Genomic DNA, 22,494 nt, shown 5'->3' on the forward strand with positions numbered 1-22,494 from the left:
AACAGAAACACCTCTTAAAAACTTACTTATTTGTTTGAATACACCAAATATTTACAATTAAAATAAGCTGGCCAATTTTTTGAATGAAATATTTAAAATTACAATACGGTTTTCTTTTATTTTTTTACTTTTGCGCTTTATAAATCGTAGAGGAAAGATTTGACTGATTGCAACCTCTCTCAGCATCGAAAAAAATCGATATTGAGATCCTAAACTAAGTTTAGGATTTAAAAATGCTAAAGGCAGTGTAAACTCCTGAGACGTTTCTCGTCAAATCTTACCTTTTAAACATAACAATATGCCATATTTATTTACTTCGGAAAGTGTTTCTGAAGGCCACCCAGATAAAGTAGCAGACCAAATAAGTGATGCTTTAATTGATAATTTTTTAGCTTTTGATGTTGACTCTAAAGTAGCTTGCGAAACGCTTGTTACTACAGGGCAAGTGGTACTTGCCGGCGAGGTTAAGTCTAACACGTATTTAGACGTTCAAAAAATTGCGAGAGATACCATAAACAAAATAGGCTATACCAAAGGAGAATATATGTTTGATGGTAATTCCTGTGGGGTGTTTTCTGCCATACACGAACAATCTGAAGACATTAACCAAGGTGTAGATCGTGGCAGTAAGGAAGACCAAGGTGCTGGAGACCAAGGGATGATGTTTGGTTACGCCACCAACGAAACCGAGAACTACATGCCTTTGGCTTTAGATTTGTCGCACCGTATTCTAATAGAACTTGCTGCTTTAAGGCGCGAAAATAAAGATATCACCTATTTAAGGCCAGACTCTAAAAGTCAAGTAACCATAGAATATAGTAACGATAATGTACCAAAACGCATTGATGCTATTGTAGTGTCTACACAACACGATGAGTTTGCCGATGATGATACCATGTTGGCAAAAATTAGAAAAGATATTGTAGAGATTTTAATACCGCGTGTGGTTGCTAAATTACCAGAACAGATTAAAAAATTATTTAACAACGCCATTACTTACCATATTAACCCAACTGGAAAATTTGTAATTGGTGGCCCACATGGCGATACTGGTTTAACGGGACGAAAAATTATAGTAGACACTTACGGTGGTAAAGGCGCGCATGGTGGTGGAGCTTTTTCTGGAAAAGACCCTAGTAAGGTAGATAGAAGTGCTGCTTATGCTACACGCCATATTGCCAAAAACCTAGTTGCTGCCGGTGTTGCCGATGAAGTTTTGGTACAGGTAAGTTACGCCATTGGTGTTGTAGAACCTATGGGTATTTTTATAGACACTTATGGCACATCTAAAATTAATTTAAGCGATGGGGAAATTGCCAAAAAAGTGGAAGAAATTTTCGATATGCGTCCTTATGCTATAGAAGAACGCTTAAAACTACGTGCGCCCATGTATAGCGAAACAGCTGCTTACGGGCATATGGGGCGTACCAACAGAACAGTTACTAAAACATTTACGCAGCCTAATGGCGAAAGTATAACACTAGATGTAGAGTTATTTACTTGGGAAAAGCTAGATTATGTAGATAAAGTAAAGACTGTTTTTGGGTTGTAAAACAACTGATGCTATTCTAAAAAAGACTACTGTGCAAGTGGTCTTTTTTTTGCTATAAACTTATCTCTATAATAATTTTTTCCTAATTTCATTTGACAATCAATAAAGTCTATTGAAACGAAACGGAACTTCATTTTAACATCAACCACACCCCCTAAATCTCATACCGCAGCCTAAACGTTACAAATCGAGGTTGTATAAAGTATTCTGAAGCAAAAACCGAAACGTTGTTATTGCCATTTTGCACTTGCGATTTGGTATTTAACAAGTTGGTGGTTTTAATTTCGTATTCCCATTTAGCATCTCTGTCTTTTCTGTAAGATAACGAGGCATTCCAAATTTCAAACTCCTGTGGCGAACCATTGGGGTTGCTTTGTCGGTTATACGAATAATCGGTTAAGAATGTAAACTTCTTCCAGATGTAGGCATCAAACCGCACTGATGGTGCATTTGTGGTAAACTTGGTACTTCTGCCCCCTTGTTGGTTATCGTTTACAGCATACCGGTAGGCTACCCTAACATTTGGCGCTTCTCTAAAATTAGTTCGTAATTCTGGTGTATAGGTTTGCTGAAAACTTTCGTTAACAGAGCGGTCGCCTTGTATAAATTGGTTAAACTTACTATAGTTAAAACGTGTGTTTAACGTAGCCCTAATTTTACCAAAGGTACGCTGTACTCGCCCAAAGGCCGTAACACTTTCGTCTGTAAAGCCAGAATTAAAAAAGGTATTGGTACGCACCACACTTTCAAAATTAGACAGCGAACGTATTTGGTCTATAGCGTTACTATAAGTAACTGATGCAAAAACGTTTGTGTAATTAAACAGATTAAAACTTCTGTAGAACAAACTAATATTGTTAGTAAGTGCATTTTGTAATTCTGGATTCCCTATTTGTATACTGTTAAAGTTATTAAGCACAATACCGCTTGCCAATCGTGTAACATCTGTAAATTGGTTTTGCATGCTGTATCGTAATGTTAAACTCTCGCTCTTTTTAAACTGAATACGGGTTTCAAAACTTGGCAGTACCAAAGAAAAATTATCTTGAACATTAGTTCCAAATTGCGTATTACCATACCTGTAGGCGTGTGCCGATAGCCCGGGCGTAAAAGTAAATATACCCGATTTTAAAGTGTATTTTACACCCAAATAATAATCGCTAAAATTGTATTGCGTGTCGTTAGTATCCAATCCATTATTGAAATTTGGTATGGGATCTAAGCTAGAATCGTCATCTAAAGTTTGGAATAAATTTGAATTAAAATCTTGACGGCTCACAATTGCACCTAAAGTAAAATTGATGTTACTCTTATCGTTTAAAATATTCCAGTAATCTAACCTTGAATCTAATTGATTTGATTTAACACGACGGTTCTGGTTAATGTTGTACCCTATCTGATCGGGATCTAACCCCAAGTTGTCTGCCACATTCTCGTAGCTTGCTTTATCTTCTAAAATGGCATTATAAATAGGGTCTTCGTCTTGTAATAAATGTTGTACTTCTAAAGCGAAAATATTAGTTTCGTTTAATGTATAATAGTAGTTTAAATTTTGATTGATGCTGTATGGTGTATTCTCTTCCAACTGGTTGGTAGCACCAAGAACCGAAGATAACAAACTACGGTCTTGAGACTCTTTTGTAATGCGCCCCAGCACATCGTAATCCATTTGATTATTAATATTTGGCTTATATCTAGCACTCAACTTTAACAAACCAATATCTGAGCGTTGTGTTGTCATTTGGTCTGTATCTTCATCAGGAATTCCCAAATTGGGATTGGTATATTTTACCGAGCTTTTTTGACGAAGGTCTATACGGCTACTATTAAAAATTCCAAAACCACTAATATCTAAAGCTTTATTTGGCGAGTAGCTAAAATTACTAGCCGCTAGCTTATTTTCTATATCTTGCGCCCTATCGTTTTGGGTAGCCAAAAAGCCTAAATTGTTATTACCCAAACTTAAACTTGTACCGCTATCGCGATTTGGGCTTCTAAAACCTCCTCCAAAACCTTGCAAATCCCTTCTATTTAAGGCAGGTTCGCCTGTATTGTTTAAATCGCCTATAATATTTATGCTATACTTTGGGCTGTAATAAAACAATTTGGGTTGGACAATGTACAATTCATTTTCAGTAGAAGAACCACCACCAACGGTAACGTTACCAAACCAAAAGTTCTTTTTGCCCTCTTTTAATTTAATGTTAATGGCGTAATTATCTTGATTGTTTGTTACACCACTTAGTTGTCCCACTTCGGCATAATTTTTCAATACCTGAACCTTATCTACTGCATTGGAAGGTATGTTTTTTGTGGCCAGTTTTGTATCACCATCAAAAAAATCTTTACCATCTACCATAATTTTAGAGACCCGCTGTCCTTCCACTTCAATTTGTCCGTCATCATTGACCTCTACACCGGGAAGTTTTTCTAGAACATCTTCAAGCTTACGCTCTGTACCGTTTTTAAAAGAATCGGCATTGTATATTAAAGTATCGCCTTTTATGGTTACGGGCATTTCATAGGTAAGCTCTACAGTGTCTAGAGTATTATCGGTTATCATGGTAATATCCTTATCAATATTATCGCTTGTGGTTTCAATAATCTCTTCAAAAGTTTTCATGCCAATATAGCTTACCTGTAATTTATACTTGGCATTTTTGCTTAAAGAGAGCACATATTTACCTTTTTCATTGGTAATACCGTAAGACTCCATAGTATTAGTTTCTTGGTTTATGGCCATTACATTGGCCAATTCTAAGGGTGCACCAATGCTATCTTTAACAACACCTTGCAGTTTAACTTGTGCGTATGCTAATGTGGCTAATAAGGTAAATACTAGGGTTAGTTTTAGTTTCATGTGTGTATTTTTTTCGATGCTAGAATGTTATATTTCCAATTTATATGAAATACACTCTACAAACCGATTGATTTTTAATCATTCATTTTAAACATGCTGAAAGAATGATATTAAGATTGGTTTTATCTGTTATTAACTGATTTTTTATCGTCTGTCGCCGCCTCTTCCCCTTCTGAAGTTTTCCCTCATTTCCTGGAATTTGTTTGTAGCAATATCTACATATTCTGCTTTTGTAACCTCCTTGCCTTTTGAAGGTTGTTTTATAGTGTCTTTATCTTCTGGGTTTAATATTATTTTGGTACACAAAATGGTAGTTTTATCTGTATTAATTTCTAAAATTAGCCCTGGTAGCCCATAATAATCGTTAGGACCGTGGTTAACTGGAATTCGCATGGTATACCAAGCGGTTACTACAACTTCTTTTTCTTCTGTAGGCGCTTCCACTGCCTCGTCAGTACTAGCTTCGTCTTCATTTCTATTTGAAGGCCTTCTAAAATTGCTCATCTCAAAATCTTTCCAAGTTTTTGTGGCTGTAGCCTTAAAACAATCGTACCCTCCTATTTTCTTGGTTTCACCTGTCATTTTCCATTCTAATTCCGGTAAATCTTCTTTCACTAAAAATAATTTGCCAAAAAGTTCGTGCTCTTTAAGCAATTGATTAGACTTAATATTTTTATATGTTACGCCATCTACCGCTCCAGACATTATAACACTAAATCTACCACCACCACCTTGGGTTGGCGCTTCGAGCTTTTCATCTTGTTTGTAAAGCGATTCAGTTCTATTAAATGTTAAAACAAATGTTTTTTCAAACATGCTTTTTAGTCGCTCTTGCATACGCTTTTTTTGATCTTCAGACATATCTGGCCTTCCAAAATTGCTCATGTCTACAGAAGTTTTGGACATATAATAGGCCTTACCTTGAAAATCTTGAGCCTTTGTGGATATTGAAAAAAATAGAACTGTAATTAAAATTGAAAGTCGCGCAACTGATTTTAACATAATACGTGTGGTTTGCTTTATTTAAACGTTTAAACTGTAGACCTTAGACTATACCATTACGCAATGGTTTAAACCTTATTTCTTAAAACAATGTTAAAAAAACACAGATGTCCTTAACGAGAATATCGTCTTCCCACACGATTATCACGAAACTCCTTCATTTTTTTAAAAATGATGGCTTTGTATTCTTTTTTGGTGACTTCTTGCCCCTTAGTTGGTGCTTCTACTTTTGTTTTTTCTTTTGGATTGATAACAATTTTAGAACACAAAATGGTTGTGGTCCCAATATTTATTTCTAAGATTAGCCCAGGCAAGCCCCAAAACTCTGATGGTCCTTGGCTAACTGGCACCTGTGGCGTGTACCACGCTTCTACCTCTGTCATGGGTATTTCTTCTTTTTCTTTTAATGTGCCACCAGCCAATGCTGTATTTTCGTCATCTTTGTTAGTATCTTCTCGAAGTTGACTCCATGAAAACTCCCAAAACGACAATTCAGAATTTGGAATCATTGCCGTAGCTCTAAAGCACTGATAGTTGCCAATTTGCTTAGTTTCCGAACCCATTTTCCATTCAATATTTAATAATTCGTCTTTTACCAAAAACTTTTTACCATAAAACTCTTGGTCTTGTATAAAAGCGTTTGTTTTTACGTTTTTATACTGCTCTCCGGGTGTAAAATTCTTTCCCCAAGAATCTGTTGCTCCCGATAATGCATCTAGTTTTTCATATTCATTAAAAACAGACGCTTCTTTATTAAAGGTTAGAATGTATGTTTTTTCTAATCTGTTTTTTAAACGTGCTGCAATTTGCTTTTTTTGGGCTTCGCTCATTTTTGCGCCCCAACGCCCTAAATCCATTTGAGCTTTGTAAACGTATTCTGCCCTACCTTGAAACTCTTGCGCATGTACTGAAAACGGCACTAATAAGCTTAAACAAAAAAGAACTGTGGCAATGGTAAATGTCTTCATGGTGAATGCTTTATAATTAATCTGTTTAACAAACATACGTAAATATTAAACAAAAAATGTAATTATAACATATATCTAACATCTTTTTGATAAAAATTGAAACTAGTAACGCTCGTAGCCATGGTTAAAGTTAATTGATTAAAAGTGGTTTGATTTTTGTACTTTTCAAACTGAAATGAAACCATTACTATATTTTATTTTTCTATTTTATTTTTCAATAGGCGCCCAAGAATCTATTGAAATTGTTCCTTTAAAAAATTCAACACTAAAAGCCGATAGCGTGATTGGTATTGATAATTTTGGTACTATTTTTTATACCAAGACTAATACTATTTATAAAAAAGATAACGATACCACCATTAGCTATAATAATTTGCAATTGGGAAAGCTTACATCCGCGAATAGCTTTAATCCGTTAAAAATAAATTTATTCTACCAAGCATTAAACACAGTTATTGTATTAGATAATAGGTTAGCTGAAATTTTTAAAATAGACTTTAATACGATTAACAACTACAAAAACGTATCGCATGTTTCTACAGGATACGACAATACCATCTGGATTTTTAACCAAGACACCCAACTACTAGAAGTGTTTGATTATAAAACAAGAACAACCAAGGCGCAAACCTTAAAACCTGTAGACAGCCCTATTCTAGATTTAAAAAGTAATTATAATTACGCCTATTTGCTTACCGAAGATGCGCTTTTGGTATATAACTATTTTGGCAGTATTGTAAACACACTAAAAAATGATGGGTATACCGATATTGTAGAAAACAACGAAGGGCTTTACCTTAAAAAAAACAATAGTTTGTTTTATCTTGCAGAAGATTCTAAAGCATTTATGCCCGTAAAAACTTACAACATTTTAATTCCCCAGTTTTTTGTAACCAACGAAACCTTGTATATTTACGCCGATGAAACCCTCCAAGAATTCCAAATAAAAACTAAATAATATTATGCATATTGCTGTTGCCGGAAATATTGGCGCTGGAAAAACAACGCTAACCAAATTACTTGCAAAACATTATAAATGGGAAGCACAACTGGAAGATGTGGTAGACAACCCCTATTTGGATGATTTTTACAACCAAATGGAGCGCTGGAGCTTTAACTTGCAAGTTTATTTTTTAAATAGTAGATTCCGTCAAGTGCTACAAATTCGTGAGAGCGGAAAAGACATTATTCAAGATAGAACCATTTACGAAGACGCTCATATTTTTGCGCCAAACCTTCACGCTATGGGTTTAATGACGAATAGGGATTTTGGCAATTATAGCTCGTTATTTAATTTAATGGAATCGTTAGTTCAAGGCCCCGATTTGTTAATTTATTTACGAAGCTCCATTCCAAATTTGGTATCTCAAATACATAAACGCGGAAGGGATTACGAAAATTCTATAAGTATTGATTATTTAAGCAGGCTTAACGAACGCTACGAGGCTTGGATTCATGGCTACGACAAGGGCAACTTGCTAATTATTGATGTAGACAACCTAAATTTTGTAGATATTCCTGAAGATCTTGGCTATGTTATCAATACGATTGACGCTGAAATTAACGGACTATTTTAGGGCTGTAATGCTTTAATTTTGAAGTTAAAAATCTATTAAAAATAACACATGTAACTCATTAAGTAGATTTAATAGTGTTATTTTGTAATGTGGCGTTATTTAAATCGCCCAACCTACTCATTACATTTTAATTCAAGATGAAACAACTACTATTTACACTTTTAATTTTCTGTTCTAGTTTAGGATTTTCGCAAATGTATAATCCGGTTAAATGGAGCACTCAGGTAGAGAAAATTTCAGATTCAGAATACAAATTAATATCAATTGCAACCATTGAGAAAGGTTCACACCTGTATGCCCAAAACATACCAGAAGGTGGGCCAATACCAACCGAATTCACTTATACTAATGAGGACAACAACTACAAGCTCCTTGGAGAAACTGAGGAGGAAGAAGGCATAACGGTTAACGATGCAGTGTTTGAAATGGAGATTAAGTATTTTGAAGACACCGCCATATTCGAACAAAACATACAGCTCGTTAACCCGATTGATAAAATTTCGGGATCTGTGTTATTTATGGCCTGTGATGATGAAAAATGTACTCCGCCAACAGATGTAGAATTAGTTTTTGTTCTTAACGAATCAGCTAAAGGTGTTGAAAACAACAACAATATTCCTGTAGACATAGACACCAACAAAACAAACGAATTGCTGTATGGCATGTCTTCAAACGACATTACAAAACCTATAAGTTCTTGCGAAAACGAAGTAGCAAACTTAAGCGTAGCATCAACCAATAGCTCTTTATGGCGTATCTTTGTTTTAGGTTTTCTGGGAGGCTTGTTGGCTTTACTAACGCCTTGTGTTTTCCCTATGATTCCCCTAACGGTAAGCTTTTTTACAAAAAATAGCAACGAAAATAAAGGTGCAGGTGTTTCCAAGGCTTTACTTTATGGCTTTTTTATTTTTGCAGTCTATATACTATTAAGCGTACCATTTCATTTATTAGATTCGGTTAATCCCGATATTTTAAATGAAATTTCCACCAACATATGGCTTAACATTATCTTCTTTTTAATTTTTGTGTTTTTTGCCTTTTCGTTTTTTGGATATTACGAACTTACTTTGCCATCTAGCTGGACAACTAAAACTACCCAAGGCGAAAACACTGGAGGTTTTATTGGCATATTTTTTATGGCACTAACACTAGCCATTGTATCGTTTTCATGTACAGGGCCAATTTTAGGCTCGTTACTCGCAGGGTCGCTTACTGCCGATGGTGGCGCGTGGCAACTTACAGCAGGTATGGCTGGTTTTGGCGTATCTCTAGGCTTACCATTTGCATTGTTTGCCATGTTTCCTAATATGATGAATGCTTTACCAAAATCTGGTGGATGGCTAAACACCACTAAGGTTATTTTAGGATTCTTAGAACTAGCCTTAGCTTTTAAGTTTTTATCGAATGCCGATTTGGTAGCACATTGGAACATCTTAAAAATAGAACCTTTCCTTATATTATGGATTATAATTTTCGCCGGATTAGCTTTGTATATTTTTGGCAAAATAAAATTCCCGCACGATTCGCCCATAAAAAAATTATCGTTTTTTAGAATAGCTGGAGGTATTTTGGTAGCCTCTTTTGTAATTTATTTAGCATCGGGCTTTAGAGTAAACAAAGAAACCAACACATTTACATCATTAACATTATTAAGCGGTTTAGCACCACCAGTGGGCTATAGTTTTTTATACCCTAATGATTGCCCTAATAATTTAAACTGTTTTAAAGATTTAAAAGAAGGTTTGGCTTATGCAAAAAAAGTTAACAAACCCGTAATTTTAGATTTTACAGGTTTAGCATGTGTAAACTGCCGAAAAATGGAAGAACACGTATGGCCAGATACAACTATAGATAATTATTTAAGAAACGATTACGTTTTAATTTCGCTATATGTTGATGATAAAAAAGAATTGCCAGAAGCAGAAAAAATATACGTAAAACGTGCTGACGGCGGTACAAGAAAACTAGAAAACTACGGCCATAAATGGGCGCATTTTCAAACAGAATTTTTTCAATCTAATTCGCAACCTTACTACGTATTGTTAGATGCTAATGAAAAAAAGATTTTAAATACACCTGTACCTTACACCCCAAACAAAAAAGAATATGCTGCTTTTTTAGAATGTGGTTTAGAGGTTTTTAACAAATAGAAATCAGCTTAAAACTACTAGTTTATGAGTACTTCTGCTATAAAAAAATCGTCAAAGCTAGAAATATATTTTAAGCCTTTTAGGGATAATATTATTGGAATAGATGCGTATTTTAAATCTCCATATGGAAAAAAGAAAATAATATACGCCGATTGGACTGCTAGTGGAAGACTTTACAAACCTATTGAAGAAAAAATAAGCAACGATATAGGTGCCTTTGTAGCCAATACACACACAGAAACCTCTATTACTGGTAGCGTAATAACTCATGCCTATCATGATGCAAGACGCATTATTAAACAACATGTAAATGCTTCTAAAGATGATGTTTTAATTACTGTTGGCACGGGTATGACGGGCGCTGTAAATAAATTTCAACGCATTTTAGGACTTAAACTCTGCGAAAACTTAAAAGAAAATACCAAAGTACCTGAAGCAAAACGCCCCATTATTTTTGTGTCTCATATGGAGCATCATTCCAATCAAACCTCATGGTTAGAGACAATTGCCAGGGTAAAAGTAATACCCTCAAACAACGAAGGGCTACCTTCTTTAGAAAAACTAGAAGAACTTCTACACCAATACAACGATGTTCCTATTAAAATTGCTGCCATTACAGGATGCTCGAACGTTACTGGTATTAGAACCAATTATTATGATGTAGCACGGGTTATGCACCAAAACAACGGATTATGTTTTGTAGATTTTGCATGTTCTGCACCTTACGTAACAATTAATATGCATCCTAAAAATGACGATGAATATCTAGATGCCATTACGTTTTCACCACATAAGTTTTTAGGTGGTCCTGGATCCTCAGGTGTACTAATTTTCAATAAAAAATTATATAAGAATTTAGTACCCGATAACCCTGGAGGCGGTACCGTTAGCTACACAAACCCATGGGGAGACCACGATTATATTGATGATATTGAAACCCGCGAAGATGGTGGTACTCCGGGTTTTTTACAAGCCATTAAAATTGCGCTTTCTATTCAATTAAAAGAAGAAATGGGCGTAAAAAACATTCTTGAACGCGAACACGAACTCAATACGATAATTTTTGAGCGTTTATCTAGTGTAAAAAATCTCAAAATTTTAGCTTCAGAACATAAAGACAGGTTGGGTGTATTTTCATTTTATATTGAAGGTGTACATTATAATTTAATTGTAAAATTACTAAACGACAGATTTGGCATTCAAACGCGTGGAGGATGTTCCTGTGCTGGTACGTATGGGCATTATTTATTGAATGTAGACCAATCTACCTCAAAATCAATAGAAGAAAAAATACTAGAAGGTTGCTTAATTGAACGCCCAGGATGGATACGGATGTCTATTCACCCTACCATGACCAACGAAGAAATTTACTTTATTTGTGATGCCATAGAAACTGTAGCCTTAAATTATAACGATTGGGGAAAAGACTATGAGTATCATTCAGCTAAAAACGAATTTGTTCACAAAGCAAACCCCAACATAGAAAAAACAATTACTAAAAATTGGTTTAGGCAATAAAACCGTTATCTCTGGCGTGCTTAATAGCTTGTTCGCTATGTTCTACCAAAAGCACCGGTATTGTTTTATAATTTTTATATAAACTTTTAGCGCGTAACATTTTTTTATTGTGTTCTACATTTCTTAAATAAATAGCTAAAATCCTATCGGGAAATTTTTCGGCTATTTCCAAATAAATAAAAGGATCGTGTTCCCCACTATCACCAATTAATATAAATTTTAAATCCGGATAGGTTTTTAATAAATTAATAATTTCTTTTTGTTTTTGGGGCTTTTCGCCTTTCGCCTTTTTCAGAAATGGTTTTGGAAAATTTCTTAAAATAATTGGTCCTTTTGGGAAACTATTCTTTTTTAAAAAATATTCTAAATACCTGTATAAATTCCAGGGACTGTGGCTTACGTAAAATATAGGGTTAGCTTCGAGTGTTGTTTTTCCTCGATGCAATAAATGATAAAATTCGGGAGCTCCCATTAAAGGGCTTCTACCAGCTGCAGATTTAAAAATAGTATTATAAACTACCCGCCATTTTAAATTTGATACCAAGCCTGTATGCAAAATAGTGTCGTCTATATCACTTATTACTCCAAACTTACATTTAGGGGAAGGAATTAACATTTCTCCTGGGAACTTATTTTGTAATTGAATAGTTCTCCCCAAATGAGGCTCGCTAAAAGACCATTGCATTTGTACCCAACCTTCAGAATTAGCTTTATTATTTAATTTTTCAACTGCCTCGTCAATTAAAAAGTAACCTCTTTTATCGGTTTTTGTGTAAAAGTATGTGTCTTCACCTATTTTTACAACAAGCTTAGTATGTTTAATTTCATCAGATTCAAAACGCTTCCAAGCATTAATAAACGATTTAAAAATCCCTTTATCATTTAAGTTGATATCTTCATCTTCTAAGGCGCGACCTCTTAGATAAATTCGTTTATTAGTGCCATAGGTTTGAAATGCAATAATTTGAAGTGGATCTTTTTTTAACATCTGTAATTCTTTTGTTTGAAAATAAAAAAAAGCCACGTAAAAACGTGGCTTTTCAACATTAGAAAAATAGTTTATTTAGTTTAGTTGATAATTTTAATTATTAAGAGGCATCCTCTTGATTTTTTAGGGTTTTCAATTTAGCTTCTACTTCTGCTCTAGACCCTGTAATGGTTTCATAAGTAGTAGATTCTTGTCCATTTTCAGTTGTAACTGTTGTAACTACTGCTTTTACAATACCATCTTCTTCAGTTTCAGTTAAGTTTACTTTAACTTCTTTTTGAATTACTTCTACTTGCTCTATTGAATTTTCTTCAGATGTATAAGCAGTTATAGCATCGGCGGATAAAGCTATACTTGGTGCGATTACCAAAGCAACAACACTCATTAACTTTAACAAAATATTTAAGGAAGGCCCTGAAGTATCTTTAAATGGATCTCCCACAGTATCTCCAACAACTGCTGCTTTATGTGCATCGGTTCCTTTTCTACCTTGTTCTTCAATCATTTTCTTAGCGTTATCCCAAGCACCACCTGCGTTAGACTGGAATATTGCCATAAGAACACCACAGGTAGTTACACCTGCTAACAGACCTCCCAGCATTTCGGCACCACCAATAAAACCTACAGCAACTGGTACAGCAATAGCTAATAAACCTGGTAACACCATTTCTTTAATAGATGCTTTTGTAGAAATTGCAACACACTTATCGTATTCTGCAACACCATCTGCATCGTCAAATATTTTACGTTGTGCATCGGTAGCTTTAGACATATCAGAATCTACAGCACGCATCACTTCTAAAGCAGCTTTTAATTTTGGAATATCTCTAAATTGGCGACGTACCTCTTCTATCATTGCCATGGCTGCGCGCCCAACAGCATTCATAGATAATGCAGAAAACACAAATGGTAACATACCACCTACTAATAAACCTGCCATAACGGTTGGTTTAGAAACATCAATAGCTATAACGTTTGCTGTTTTCATAAACGCAGCAAATAACGCCAATGCTGTTAATGCAGCAGAAGCAATGGCAAATCCTTTTCCAATTGCTGCAGTTGTGTTACCAACAGCATCTAATTTATCGGTACGTTCACGTACTTCGCTAGGTAATTCGGCCATTTCAGCAATACCACCTGCATTATCAGAAATTGGTCCGTAAGCGTCAACCGCTAATTGAATTCCTGTATTTGCTAACATCCCAACAGCTGCAATCGCAATACCATATAATCCTGCAAAGTGGTGCGATACTAAAATTGCAGCTGCAATTAATAAAATAGGAATCATTGTAGACATCATACCTACACCTAAACCTGCAATAATATTGGTAGCAGCACCAGTTTCAGACTGTCTTACAATAGAGTTTACTGGTTTTGTACCTGTGCCTGTATAATATTCGGTTACTTTACCAACAGCTAAACCAGCAATTAAACCAGCTATTACTGCAAAAAACACGCCTAAGGAACCATGCTCAAAACCTACGGTACCTTCTGGAATTAAAATATCAATAATAAAATAAGAGGCTACAAGCATTAATCCTGCAGAACCAAATTCACCTATATTTAAAGCTGTTTGCGGATTTCCGCCATCTTTAACACGCACAAAAAAGGTTCCTATAATAGACATAATAATACCAACAGCAGCCAAAACCATTGGTAAATACACTGCCCCTAATCCGTTAAATTCTGGTGTAATGATAAAGGCTCCTAATACCATAGTACCTATAATAGAGCCTACGTACGATTCAAATAAATCGGCACCCATACCAGCTACATCACCAACATTATCACCAACATTATCTGCAATAGTTGCAGGGTTTAATGGGTGATCTTCTGGAATTCCAGCTTCTACCTTACCAACTAAATCGGCACCTACATCGGCTGCTTTAGTATAAATACCACCACCAACACGCGCAAATAATGCAATTGATGACGCTCCTAAAGAGAATCCTGAAAGCACATTTAACACTTCGTTTAAGCCCCACCCCATTTCACTGTAAACAGCAAAAAGGCTACTAAGACCTAAAACGCCAAGACCAACAACGCCTAAACCCATTACAGCTCCACCAGCAAAGGCGACTTCTAAGGCTTTTCCTAAAGATGTTCTAGCAGCATTTGTTGTTCTTACGTTAGCTTTTGTAGCTACCTTCATACCTATAAAGCCTGCTAAGGCAGAACAAATAGCACCTATAATAAATGATACAGCTACCATTCCGTTAGAACCTACCTCATTACTTCCTTTAAAAAACAATAAAATTGCAACTGCTACCACAAAAATGGCCAGTATTTTATATTCTGCTTTTAAGAAAGACATTGCGCCATCGGCAATATTTTTTGCAATCCTTTTCATTTTGTCGCTTCCTGCATCCTGCTTACTTACCCATGCACTTTTTACAAATACAAATAGTAATGCCAAAACCCCGAAAGCGGGCAATCCTTTAATTAGTAATTCCATACTTCTATCAGTTAGTTATGTTTATATTTTTAACGGGGCTAAAAATAGGAAAATATACCTGATAAAAAAAGCTACCTTAGATTAAAGATTTCGCATTTAAACCTGCCTTAAATTATAAAAATTACAATACTATGATTTATGTCAGCCAAAACACCTTTATTCTATAATTTTTATTTATATGAAGAACCTTTAGGATAAAGAAATGATGATAAACTTTCAAACAAAAAAAACCACCTATTTAAGATGGTTCTGTTTTATAGTAAGTTGTAATAGCAATTAAATGGTAAAGGTTCTCTTTTTCTTGTGCTCACTTTCTTCATATCGCTCCACACATTCATGATATATTTTTATGGCCTCTTCAGCATCACCCCAACCACCAACGTCTACTTTTTTCTCCTCTAAGTCTTTATATACTTGAAAGAAGTGCTCAATTTCTTTTAATCTATGCGGGTTTAAATGTGAAATATCACTTCGTTGACTCCAAACCGGATCAGAAACAGGTACACAAATTATCTTTTCATCTGGTCCTTTCTCATCGGTCATATGAAACACGCCTATGGGTCTTACTTCCATAACAACCATTGGGTAAGATGGCTCTGTAGACAATACCAAAACATCTAGAGGATCTTGGTCTAATGCTAAAGTTTCGGGAATAAAGCCATAATCCCCTGGATACATCATTGATGAAAACAAAGTTCTATCAAAACGAATCTTATGTAACGTAAAATCGTATTCATACTTATTTCTACTGCCCTTTGGTATCTCAATTAGGACGTCGAACGTTAATTTTTTCTTATTTGCCATAGTTTTGTATTTGGCTTCAAAAGTACTGAACCTATTAGCTTAAAACAACAATTATGTCTAAGATTTATGTTATTTTATATAAGCCAAACTTCAAAAAATCAAAATATGTAATTTACAGAATCATACCACAATTATTACTAACTTGTAGGCTTTATTTTTTGAACATGACTAACTCAATATAATATGAAATATTTTTTTGCATTACTTTTCTCCTTGTTAATACTTCAAACACAAGCCCAAAACCAACCTTGGCAAGGTAAATTTGAACCTATTGACAACTTACTTTCTCCACCTAACAGTTACAGAACTGCTAGTGGGGCTCCTGGTAAAGATTATTGGCAACAACGGGCAGACTATAAAATTAAGGCCACCATAAACGAGAGTAACAATACACTAACAGGTGAAGAAACCATTACGTATTACAATAATTCGCCCGACGACCTTAGTTATTTATGGATACAATTAGAACAAAATGTAAACAAAAAAGAAAATGAAGATTTTGGCAGCATAAATAATAGTTTAAAAAACGGCATAAATACCCGACAAATGCAGTTTTTAACCAGAGCTATTGATTTTCCTGCGGGTTACAGCATTAAATACATCAAGAATTCTAAAGGTAAACCCATCAAATCATTAGTAAATAACACTATGATGAAGGTTTTATTAGATGAACCTTTAGTGGCAGGAAGCGCTATAACATTCTCAATTGGCTGGTCGTACCCCATTACAGACCGAAGCATGTATTTACTATCTAGAGAGGGTTACGAATATTTTCCAGAAGATGATAACACCGTTTACCTTATTGCGCATTGGTTTCCAAGAATGGCAGTTTATAATGATACTGAAGGATGGCAAAATCAGCAATTTCAAAAATTAGGTGAATTTGCTTTGGAATTTGGCGACTATGAAGTTGAAATTACAGTTCCAGAAGACCATATTGTAGCCTCTACAGGAACGCTTCAAAACCCTGAAAGTGTACTCACAAAAAAACAGCGTAAACGTTTAAATGATGCCAAAAAATCGTTTGATAAACCCGTTATGATTATCACCCAAGCAGAAGCTGTTGAAAACGAACAAGAAAAATCTACAAAACAAAAAACCTGGAAATTTAGCGCCAAAAATGTTCGCGATTTTGCTTTTGCTTCTTCTAGAAAGTTTCTATGGGATGCGCAGGCCGTAAAATTACCAACCAACACGGTAATGGCCATGTCGTTTTACCCAAAAGAAGGACTTCCTGTATGGCAAGAAGAATCTACAAAAGCCATAATGCATGCCTTAGAAGTATATTCCGAAGCTACGTTCGATTATCCGTATCCCGTTTGTATTTCGGTAAATACTTCTAATATTGGAATGGAATTCCCAATGATTAGTTTTAACGGTGGAAGACCTAAAAACGGCCAAATGAGTAAAAGCGCCAAAGCAGGTATGATTGGTACTATTATCCATGAAGTTGGGCACAATTGGTTTCCTATGATTGTAAGTTCAGACGAACGAAAATGGATGTGGATGGACGAAGGCTTAAACACCTTTTTGCACCAACGTACAGTTGCGGAACGCTATCCAGATTTTAATAGCGTAACACCCAAAAGCATTGTACCTTTTATGAGTGGTGATAAAAATATATTACGCCCCATTATGACGACTTCAGACAATGAATTATTTAGTCAATTTGGAGCTAACTTTTATATGAAACCCACAGTTGGACTTCAAATGCTTAGACATTCAATTATTGGAAAAGAATTATTTGATGCTGCTTTTAAGGAATATGCCAACCGTTGGAAATACAAACATCCAAATCCTTCCGACTTATTCAGAACATTAGAAGATGCTACAGCTACAGATTTAGATTGGTTTTATAGGGGCTGGTTTTTTACAACAGACCATGTGGATATGGAACTTACCAATGTAAAATGGTTTAAAGTGCATGAAGAAGATCGCAACATTGAAGACCAAACGAAAAGTACCACCGTTGTTGCGGAGGGAAATAATACAACCGATACGCCCAAAGACTTTTCAAGTGGACCAGAAGTTATAAACATGACTACAACGCCTGATAGTTCTTACGGACAGTTTTTATCTAGAATAGACGATAACGCTATTAGGAAAGAACTTTCAGGGAAAAATCTTTATGAAGTTACCATTAAAAATGTTGGAGGATTAGTAATGCCTGTTACCATTGAATGGATTTTTACAGATGGAACTTCTGAAATTGACACACTTCCAGCACAAATTTGGCGTAGAAATGAATACGAAGTTAAAGAGGTTTTTGTAAAAGAAAAGGAAGTAAAAACTGTAAATCTTGATCCTAATTTTGAGTTTGCCGACACCGACATGTCTAATAATACTTTCCCAAAAACAGAATCAGTTTCAGAATTCGATGCGTTTAAAAACAAAAAATAGATTTTAATTTAGTTAAGCGTGCTAATGTAATCTATTAGTTTAGCAGCTAAATTTGCACTTTGCCCATCGGTATCATATTTGGGGTTTAGTTCGGCAATATCACAGGCTAGCACTTTTTTAGATTCAAACAAAAACGCCAATACTTTGTAGACAAATTTTGGAGAAAAACCCAAAGGAGAAGGCGCGCTTACTCCCGATACATAGGCTGAGGAAAATCCGTCCATATCTATTGTAATATACAAATAGTCATTTTGTTCAATAATAGGTTTTAGTTTCTGTTGAAGTTGCTGTAACGCTTCCTTTGAATCGCTACATGCATCGCTTAAAACATAGTCCACATTATAATGTTTAGCAATGTCAAACAGTTGTTTTGTATTTGATTGCTTTTGAATCCCAATGGCGAAATAATCAACAGCTTCACCTTTGCCTTTAAATTCTGAAAGTAATTGATTAAAGGGTGTCCCTGAATTTGCTACGTCCTCCACAGGCCTTAAATCAAAATGCGCATCAAAATTTATAATTCCGATACGTTGTTGTGGCAGCGCCTCTTTTAAACCCTTATAATGCGCGTAAGCAATATCATGACCACCTCCAATAGCCAATGGAAACACCTTGTTCTCAATTAAATGGCGAATGGCTAGTGTAAATGCGTTTTGGCACGATTCTAAATTAGCATCTACACATGTTATATTGCCAAAATCGACAACAGACTGCTTAAAATGTAACGGCAGTTTTCCAAGTTTTTCTCTTATCAACATTGGTCCTTTAACCGCACCTACACGACCAAAATTACGTTTCACTCCTTCATCACATGCATACCCAATTAATCCAAATTTAGGTGCATTATTTTCATTCAAATCATACAAACTTCCACAGCTAATATGCTGATACCAATACTGTGGTGCTAATTCAGCATCTGTTTTTCGTCCAGTCCATATGTCGGGTTGTCCTGCTATATAATTCGCCTTAATATTTGTCTCGTTTTTAAACAATTTTATTTCCTTTTAAATACACGTGTTCAATTTGGTTTTCGCCAAAAGCATAAGGTATAAATCCATAAGAATTTATAGGTTTGGTAAGCATTACATTAGCCCATTTACCTTTTGTTATAGTGCCTAAGTTATCTTCTAAACCCATAGCATATGCGCCATTGATTGTAGCTGCATTAATAGCTTCTTCTGGTGTTATTTTCATTTTAATACACGCTGCAGACACTACAAAATTCATATTCCCAGAAGGTGAAGACCCAGGGTTATAATCGGTTGCTAGAGCCAAGGGCAAACCTTCATCTATCATTGTTCTAGCGGGTGTATACGGAATGCCTAAAAAGAAGGAGCAACCTGGTAAAGCCACAGGCATGGTTTTGGTGTTTTTTAACGCTTCAATATCTTCATTTCGCATTTCTTCCAGATGATCAACCGATAAGGCATTGTATTTAATACCTGCTTGCACCCCTCCAAAAGCTGTAAATTGATTTACATGAATTTTAGGAATTAAACCGTATTCTTTACCGGCCTCTAATAGTCGCTCTGTGTCTCTTACCGAAAAGTAACCGGTTTCGCAAAACACATCAATATATTCCGCTAATTGCTCTTTTGCAACAATAGGTAAGATATCATTTATCACATAATTAATATAGCTTTCTGTGTTGTTAAACGATTTTGGTAAAGCATGCGCCCCTAAAAACGTGGCTTTAATTTCAATGGGATAATTCTCTTTTAGTTTTTTGATGACCCGTAACATTTTTAATTCGGCTGCTTTAGTTAAGCCGTATCCCGATTTAATTTCAATAGCTCCAGTCCCTAAGGTAATAACCTGCTCTAACCTCACCTTACTTTGATTGTATAGTTCTTCTTCGGAAGTATCTTGTAATGTTTTAGCTGAATTTAAGATACCGCCTCCTTTGTTGGCAATATCTTCATAACTTAAACCCTTTATTCTGTCTACAAATTCGTTTTCTCTATTGCCCGCGTATACCAAATGGGTGTGCGAATCGCACCATGTAGGCATTAACATTCTTCCGGTGCAATCAATGGTTTCTTCAAACTTATCTTTAGGGCAGGAATGCATTGCTCCAAAATCGGAAATACGTCCGTTTTCAACCACCAAAAAGGCATTTTTTATGGTTGGTAAAACTGCCATGTCTTTTCCTGAAACAAACTGAACAGGTTCGTTTCTAACTTGAAGTAATTCTTTTATGCTTTTGAATACTACTGCCATTAAAACAAATTATTTATAATCTTATCATCCACTAAGTTAGGTAAAGTTATTTTTAAATTGGGGGTGCGTTCCATTTCTCGTTTAATAGCGAATATGGCTTCATCATTTCTAGCCCAACTTCGTCGTGCTATCCCATTATTTACATCGTAAAACAGCATGCTTTTTAAACGTTCTTCGGATTCAAGAGAGCCATCTAACACCATACCAAAACCACCATTAATCACTTCGCCCCAACCAACGCCTCCACCGTTGTGAATAGACACCCAAGTGGCACCTCTAAAACTATCACCTATAACGTTTTGAATAGCCATATCTGCGGTAAACCTACTACCATCATAAATATTTGAGGTCTCCCTAAACGGTGAATCGGTACCACTCACATCATGATGGTCTCTACCCAAAACTACCGGACCAATCTCGTCATTAGCTATTGCATTATTAAACGCTTTTGCAATTTTTATTCTACCTTCGGCATCGGCATATAAAATACGTGCTTGAGACCCCACTACCATCTTGTTTTGCTTAGCGTCTTTTATCCAGGTAATATTATCTTGCATCTGCTGTTTTATTTCCGCTGGAGCATGTGTCATAATCTCTTGTAAAACCTCAGCAGCAATAGCATCGGTTTTATCTAAATCTTCTGATTTTCCTGAGGTACACACCCAACGGAATGGTCCAAAACCATAATCGAAACACATAGGTCCCAAAATATCTTGCACATATGATGGGTATTTAAAATCAATTCCGTTTTCCGCCATAACATCTGCCCCTGCACGTGAAGCTTCTAACAAAAACGCATTACCGTAGTCGAAAAAATAAGTACCTTTTTTAGCATGTTTATTAATGGCAGCCGCATGTCGTTTTAAAGACTCTTGAACCTTCTTTTTAAAAAGCTTTGGCTGTTCTCTAATCATGTTGTTGGATGCTTCATACGACACGTCCACCGGATAATAACCACCCGTCCATGGAATATGTAACGATGTTTGGTCGGACCCCACATGAATAAAAATATCATCTTCATAAAATCGTTCCCAAACATCCACCACATTTCCAATGTATGCTATAGAAACCACTTCGCTTTTAGTTTTCGCCTGCTTTACACGGTTTACCAAATCATCTAAAGTACCAACCAACACATCAACCCAACCTTGCTCGTAACGTTTTGTGGCGGCTTTCGGGTTTACTTCGGCACACACCGTGATACAACCAGCTATATTACCTGCTTTAGGTTGCGCACCACTCATACCTCCCAATCCAGCAGTTAAGAATATTTTTCCGTTAGGAGATTCGCCTTGTTTCAAAATCTTTCTAAAGGCATTCATTACCGTAATAGTAGTACCGTGTACAATACCTTGCGGACCAATATACATGAACGAACCCGCCGTCATTTGTCCGTATTGCGTAACTCCTAAAGCATTAAATTTTTCCCAATCGTCTGGTTTGGAATAATTAGGAATCATCATGCCATTTGTAACTACAACTCTTGGCGCTTGTTTAGACGATGGAAACAACCCCATAGGATGACCCGAATACATGTGCAGGGTCTGCTCATCGGTCATGGTAGCCAAATATTTCATGGTTAATAGGTATTGTGCCCAATTTTGAAACACCGCACCGTTGCCTCCGTAGGTAATTAATTCCTCTGGGTGTTGTGCCACAGCAGGATCTAGATTATTGTGAATCATGAGCATAATGGCCGCGGCCTGAACCGTTTTTGCAGGATACTCCGAAATAGGGCGTGCATACATTTTATAATTGGGTTTAAACCTATACATATAAATTCTACCATACAATTGCAGCTCCTCAGCGAATTCTTCGGCAAGCGTTGTATGCCAATCTTTAGGAAAGTACCGCAATGCATTTTTTATAGCTAATTGCTTTTCTTCAACCGTTAAAATATCTTTTCGTTTTGGTGCGCTGTTTACCCCTTTTGGATAGGGTCGTTTAGGTGGTAATTCAGCAGGAATACCTTGTAATATTTCTTCTTTAAAGGTCATTTT

15 protein-coding genes are annotated in these 22,494 nt (G+C 35.7%); 6 read left to right on the forward strand and 9 right to left on the reverse strand.

Going from position 1 to position 22,494, the window contains the following annotated elements; translation table 11 throughout:
* Positions 1–298: 298 nt before the first annotated feature.
* Positions 299–1,552 carry a methionine adenosyltransferase gene (gene metK, locus CLV33_RS10110; RefSeq protein ID WP_105473802.1) on the forward strand — a complete coding sequence of 418 codons (1,254 nt, stop codon included), beginning with the start codon at positions 299–301 and terminating at the stop codon, positions 1,550–1,552.
* Between the two features lie 154 nt (positions 1,553–1,706).
* Here the strand turns inward: metK and CLV33_RS10115 are convergent, their stop codons facing one another.
* The 3 genes from CLV33_RS10115 to CLV33_RS10125 form a co-directional block, all read right to left on the reverse strand.
* Complete coding sequence (locus CLV33_RS10115) at positions 1,707–4,412, reverse strand: carboxypeptidase regulatory-like domain-containing protein (RefSeq protein ID WP_105473803.1); 2,706 nt, start codon at positions 4,410–4,412, stop codon at positions 1,707–1,709.
* 144 nt (positions 4,413–4,556) lie between these two features.
* Positions 4,557–5,414, reverse strand: a complete 858-nt coding sequence (locus CLV33_RS10120) for a GLPGLI family protein (protein ID WP_105473804.1) — start codon at positions 5,412–5,414, stop codon at positions 4,557–4,559.
* 113 nt (positions 5,415–5,527) lie between these two features.
* Positions 5,528–6,382 carry a GLPGLI family protein gene (locus CLV33_RS10125; protein ID WP_105473903.1) on the reverse strand — a complete coding sequence of 285 codons (855 nt, stop codon included), beginning with the start codon at positions 6,380–6,382 and terminating at the stop codon, positions 5,528–5,530.
* A 175-nt stretch (positions 6,383–6,557) separates the two neighbouring features.
* Between CLV33_RS10125 and CLV33_RS10130 the strand changes: the two genes are divergently transcribed.
* The 4 genes from CLV33_RS10130 (at position 6,558) to CLV33_RS10145 (ending at position 11,627) form a co-directional block, all read left to right on the forward strand.
* The gene (locus CLV33_RS10130) at positions 6,558–7,340 is read left to right on the forward strand and encodes a hypothetical protein (protein ID WP_105473805.1); all 783 of its coding nucleotides are present in this window, start codon (positions 6,558–6,560) and stop codon (positions 7,338–7,340) included.
* 4 nt (positions 7,341–7,344) lie between these two features.
* On the forward strand, positions 7,345–7,959 hold the full coding sequence (locus CLV33_RS10135; protein WP_105473806.1) for a deoxynucleoside kinase: 615 nt from the start codon (positions 7,345–7,347) through the stop codon (positions 7,957–7,959).
* A 137-nt stretch (positions 7,960–8,096) separates the two neighbouring features.
* On the forward strand, positions 8,097–10,109 hold the full coding sequence (locus CLV33_RS10140) for a protein-disulfide reductase DsbD family protein (protein ID WP_105473807.1): 2,013 nt from the start codon (positions 8,097–8,099) through the stop codon (positions 10,107–10,109).
* A gap of 24 nt (positions 10,110–10,133) precedes the next feature.
* Positions 10,134–11,627 (forward strand): aminotransferase class V-fold PLP-dependent enzyme, encoded by a 1,494-nt coding sequence (locus tag CLV33_RS10145; protein WP_105473808.1) that lies wholly within the window; start codon positions 10,134–10,136, stop codon positions 11,625–11,627.
* Here the strand turns inward: CLV33_RS10145 and CLV33_RS10150 are convergent.
* From CLV33_RS10150 to CLV33_RS10160, 3 genes are all read right to left on the reverse strand, one after another.
* A complete protein-coding gene (locus CLV33_RS10150; RefSeq protein ID WP_105473904.1) occupies positions 11,617–12,615 on the reverse strand; it encodes an App1 family protein in 999 nt (332 codons plus the stop codon). The two genes, CLV33_RS10145 and CLV33_RS10150, sit on opposite strands and share 11 nt — an antisense overlap.
* Positions 12,616–12,715: 100 nt before the next feature.
* On the reverse strand, positions 12,716–15,070 hold the full coding sequence (locus CLV33_RS10155; protein ID WP_105473809.1) for a sodium-translocating pyrophosphatase: 2,355 nt from the start codon (positions 15,068–15,070) through the stop codon (positions 12,716–12,718).
* A 276-nt stretch (positions 15,071–15,346) separates the two neighbouring features.
* Positions 15,347–15,874 (reverse strand): inorganic diphosphatase, encoded by a 528-nt coding sequence (locus tag CLV33_RS10160; RefSeq protein ID WP_105473810.1) that lies wholly within the window; start codon positions 15,872–15,874, stop codon positions 15,347–15,349.
* 183 nt (positions 15,875–16,057) lie between these two features.
* Here CLV33_RS10160 and CLV33_RS10165 point away from each other — a divergent pair, with 183 nt between their 5' ends.
* Positions 16,058–18,274 (forward strand): M1 family metallopeptidase, encoded by a 2,217-nt coding sequence (locus CLV33_RS10165; protein WP_105473811.1) that lies wholly within the window; start codon positions 16,058–16,060, stop codon positions 18,272–18,274.
* A gap of 8 nt (positions 18,275–18,282) precedes the next feature.
* On the opposite strand, the gene hutG is transcribed toward CLV33_RS10165, so the two are convergent.
* From hutG to CLV33_RS10180, 3 genes are read right to left on the reverse strand one after another with little or no spacing between them, the layout of a single operon-like run.
* Positions 18,283–19,266 carry a formimidoylglutamase gene (hutG, locus tag CLV33_RS10170; RefSeq protein WP_244906417.1) on the reverse strand — a complete coding sequence of 328 codons (984 nt, stop codon included), beginning with the start codon at positions 19,264–19,266 and terminating at the stop codon, positions 18,283–18,285.
* Positions 19,259–20,494, reverse strand: a complete 1,236-nt coding sequence (gene hutI / locus CLV33_RS10175) for an imidazolonepropionase (RefSeq protein WP_105473812.1) — start codon at positions 20,492–20,494, stop codon at positions 19,259–19,261. Before hutI ends, hutG begins: the two co-directional genes overlap by 8 nt.
* Complete coding sequence (locus tag CLV33_RS10180) at positions 20,494–22,491, reverse strand: urocanate hydratase (RefSeq protein WP_105473813.1); 1,998 nt, start codon at positions 22,489–22,491, stop codon at positions 20,494–20,496. The genes hutI and CLV33_RS10180 overlap by 1 nt, the downstream gene beginning before the upstream one ends.
* Between the last annotated feature and the right edge of the window lie 3 nt (positions 22,492–22,494).

Source organism: Jejuia pallidilutea (genome assembly GCF_002973595.1).
Lineage (GTDB): Bacteria > Bacteroidota > Bacteroidia > Flavobacteriales > Flavobacteriaceae > Jejuia > Jejuia pallidilutea.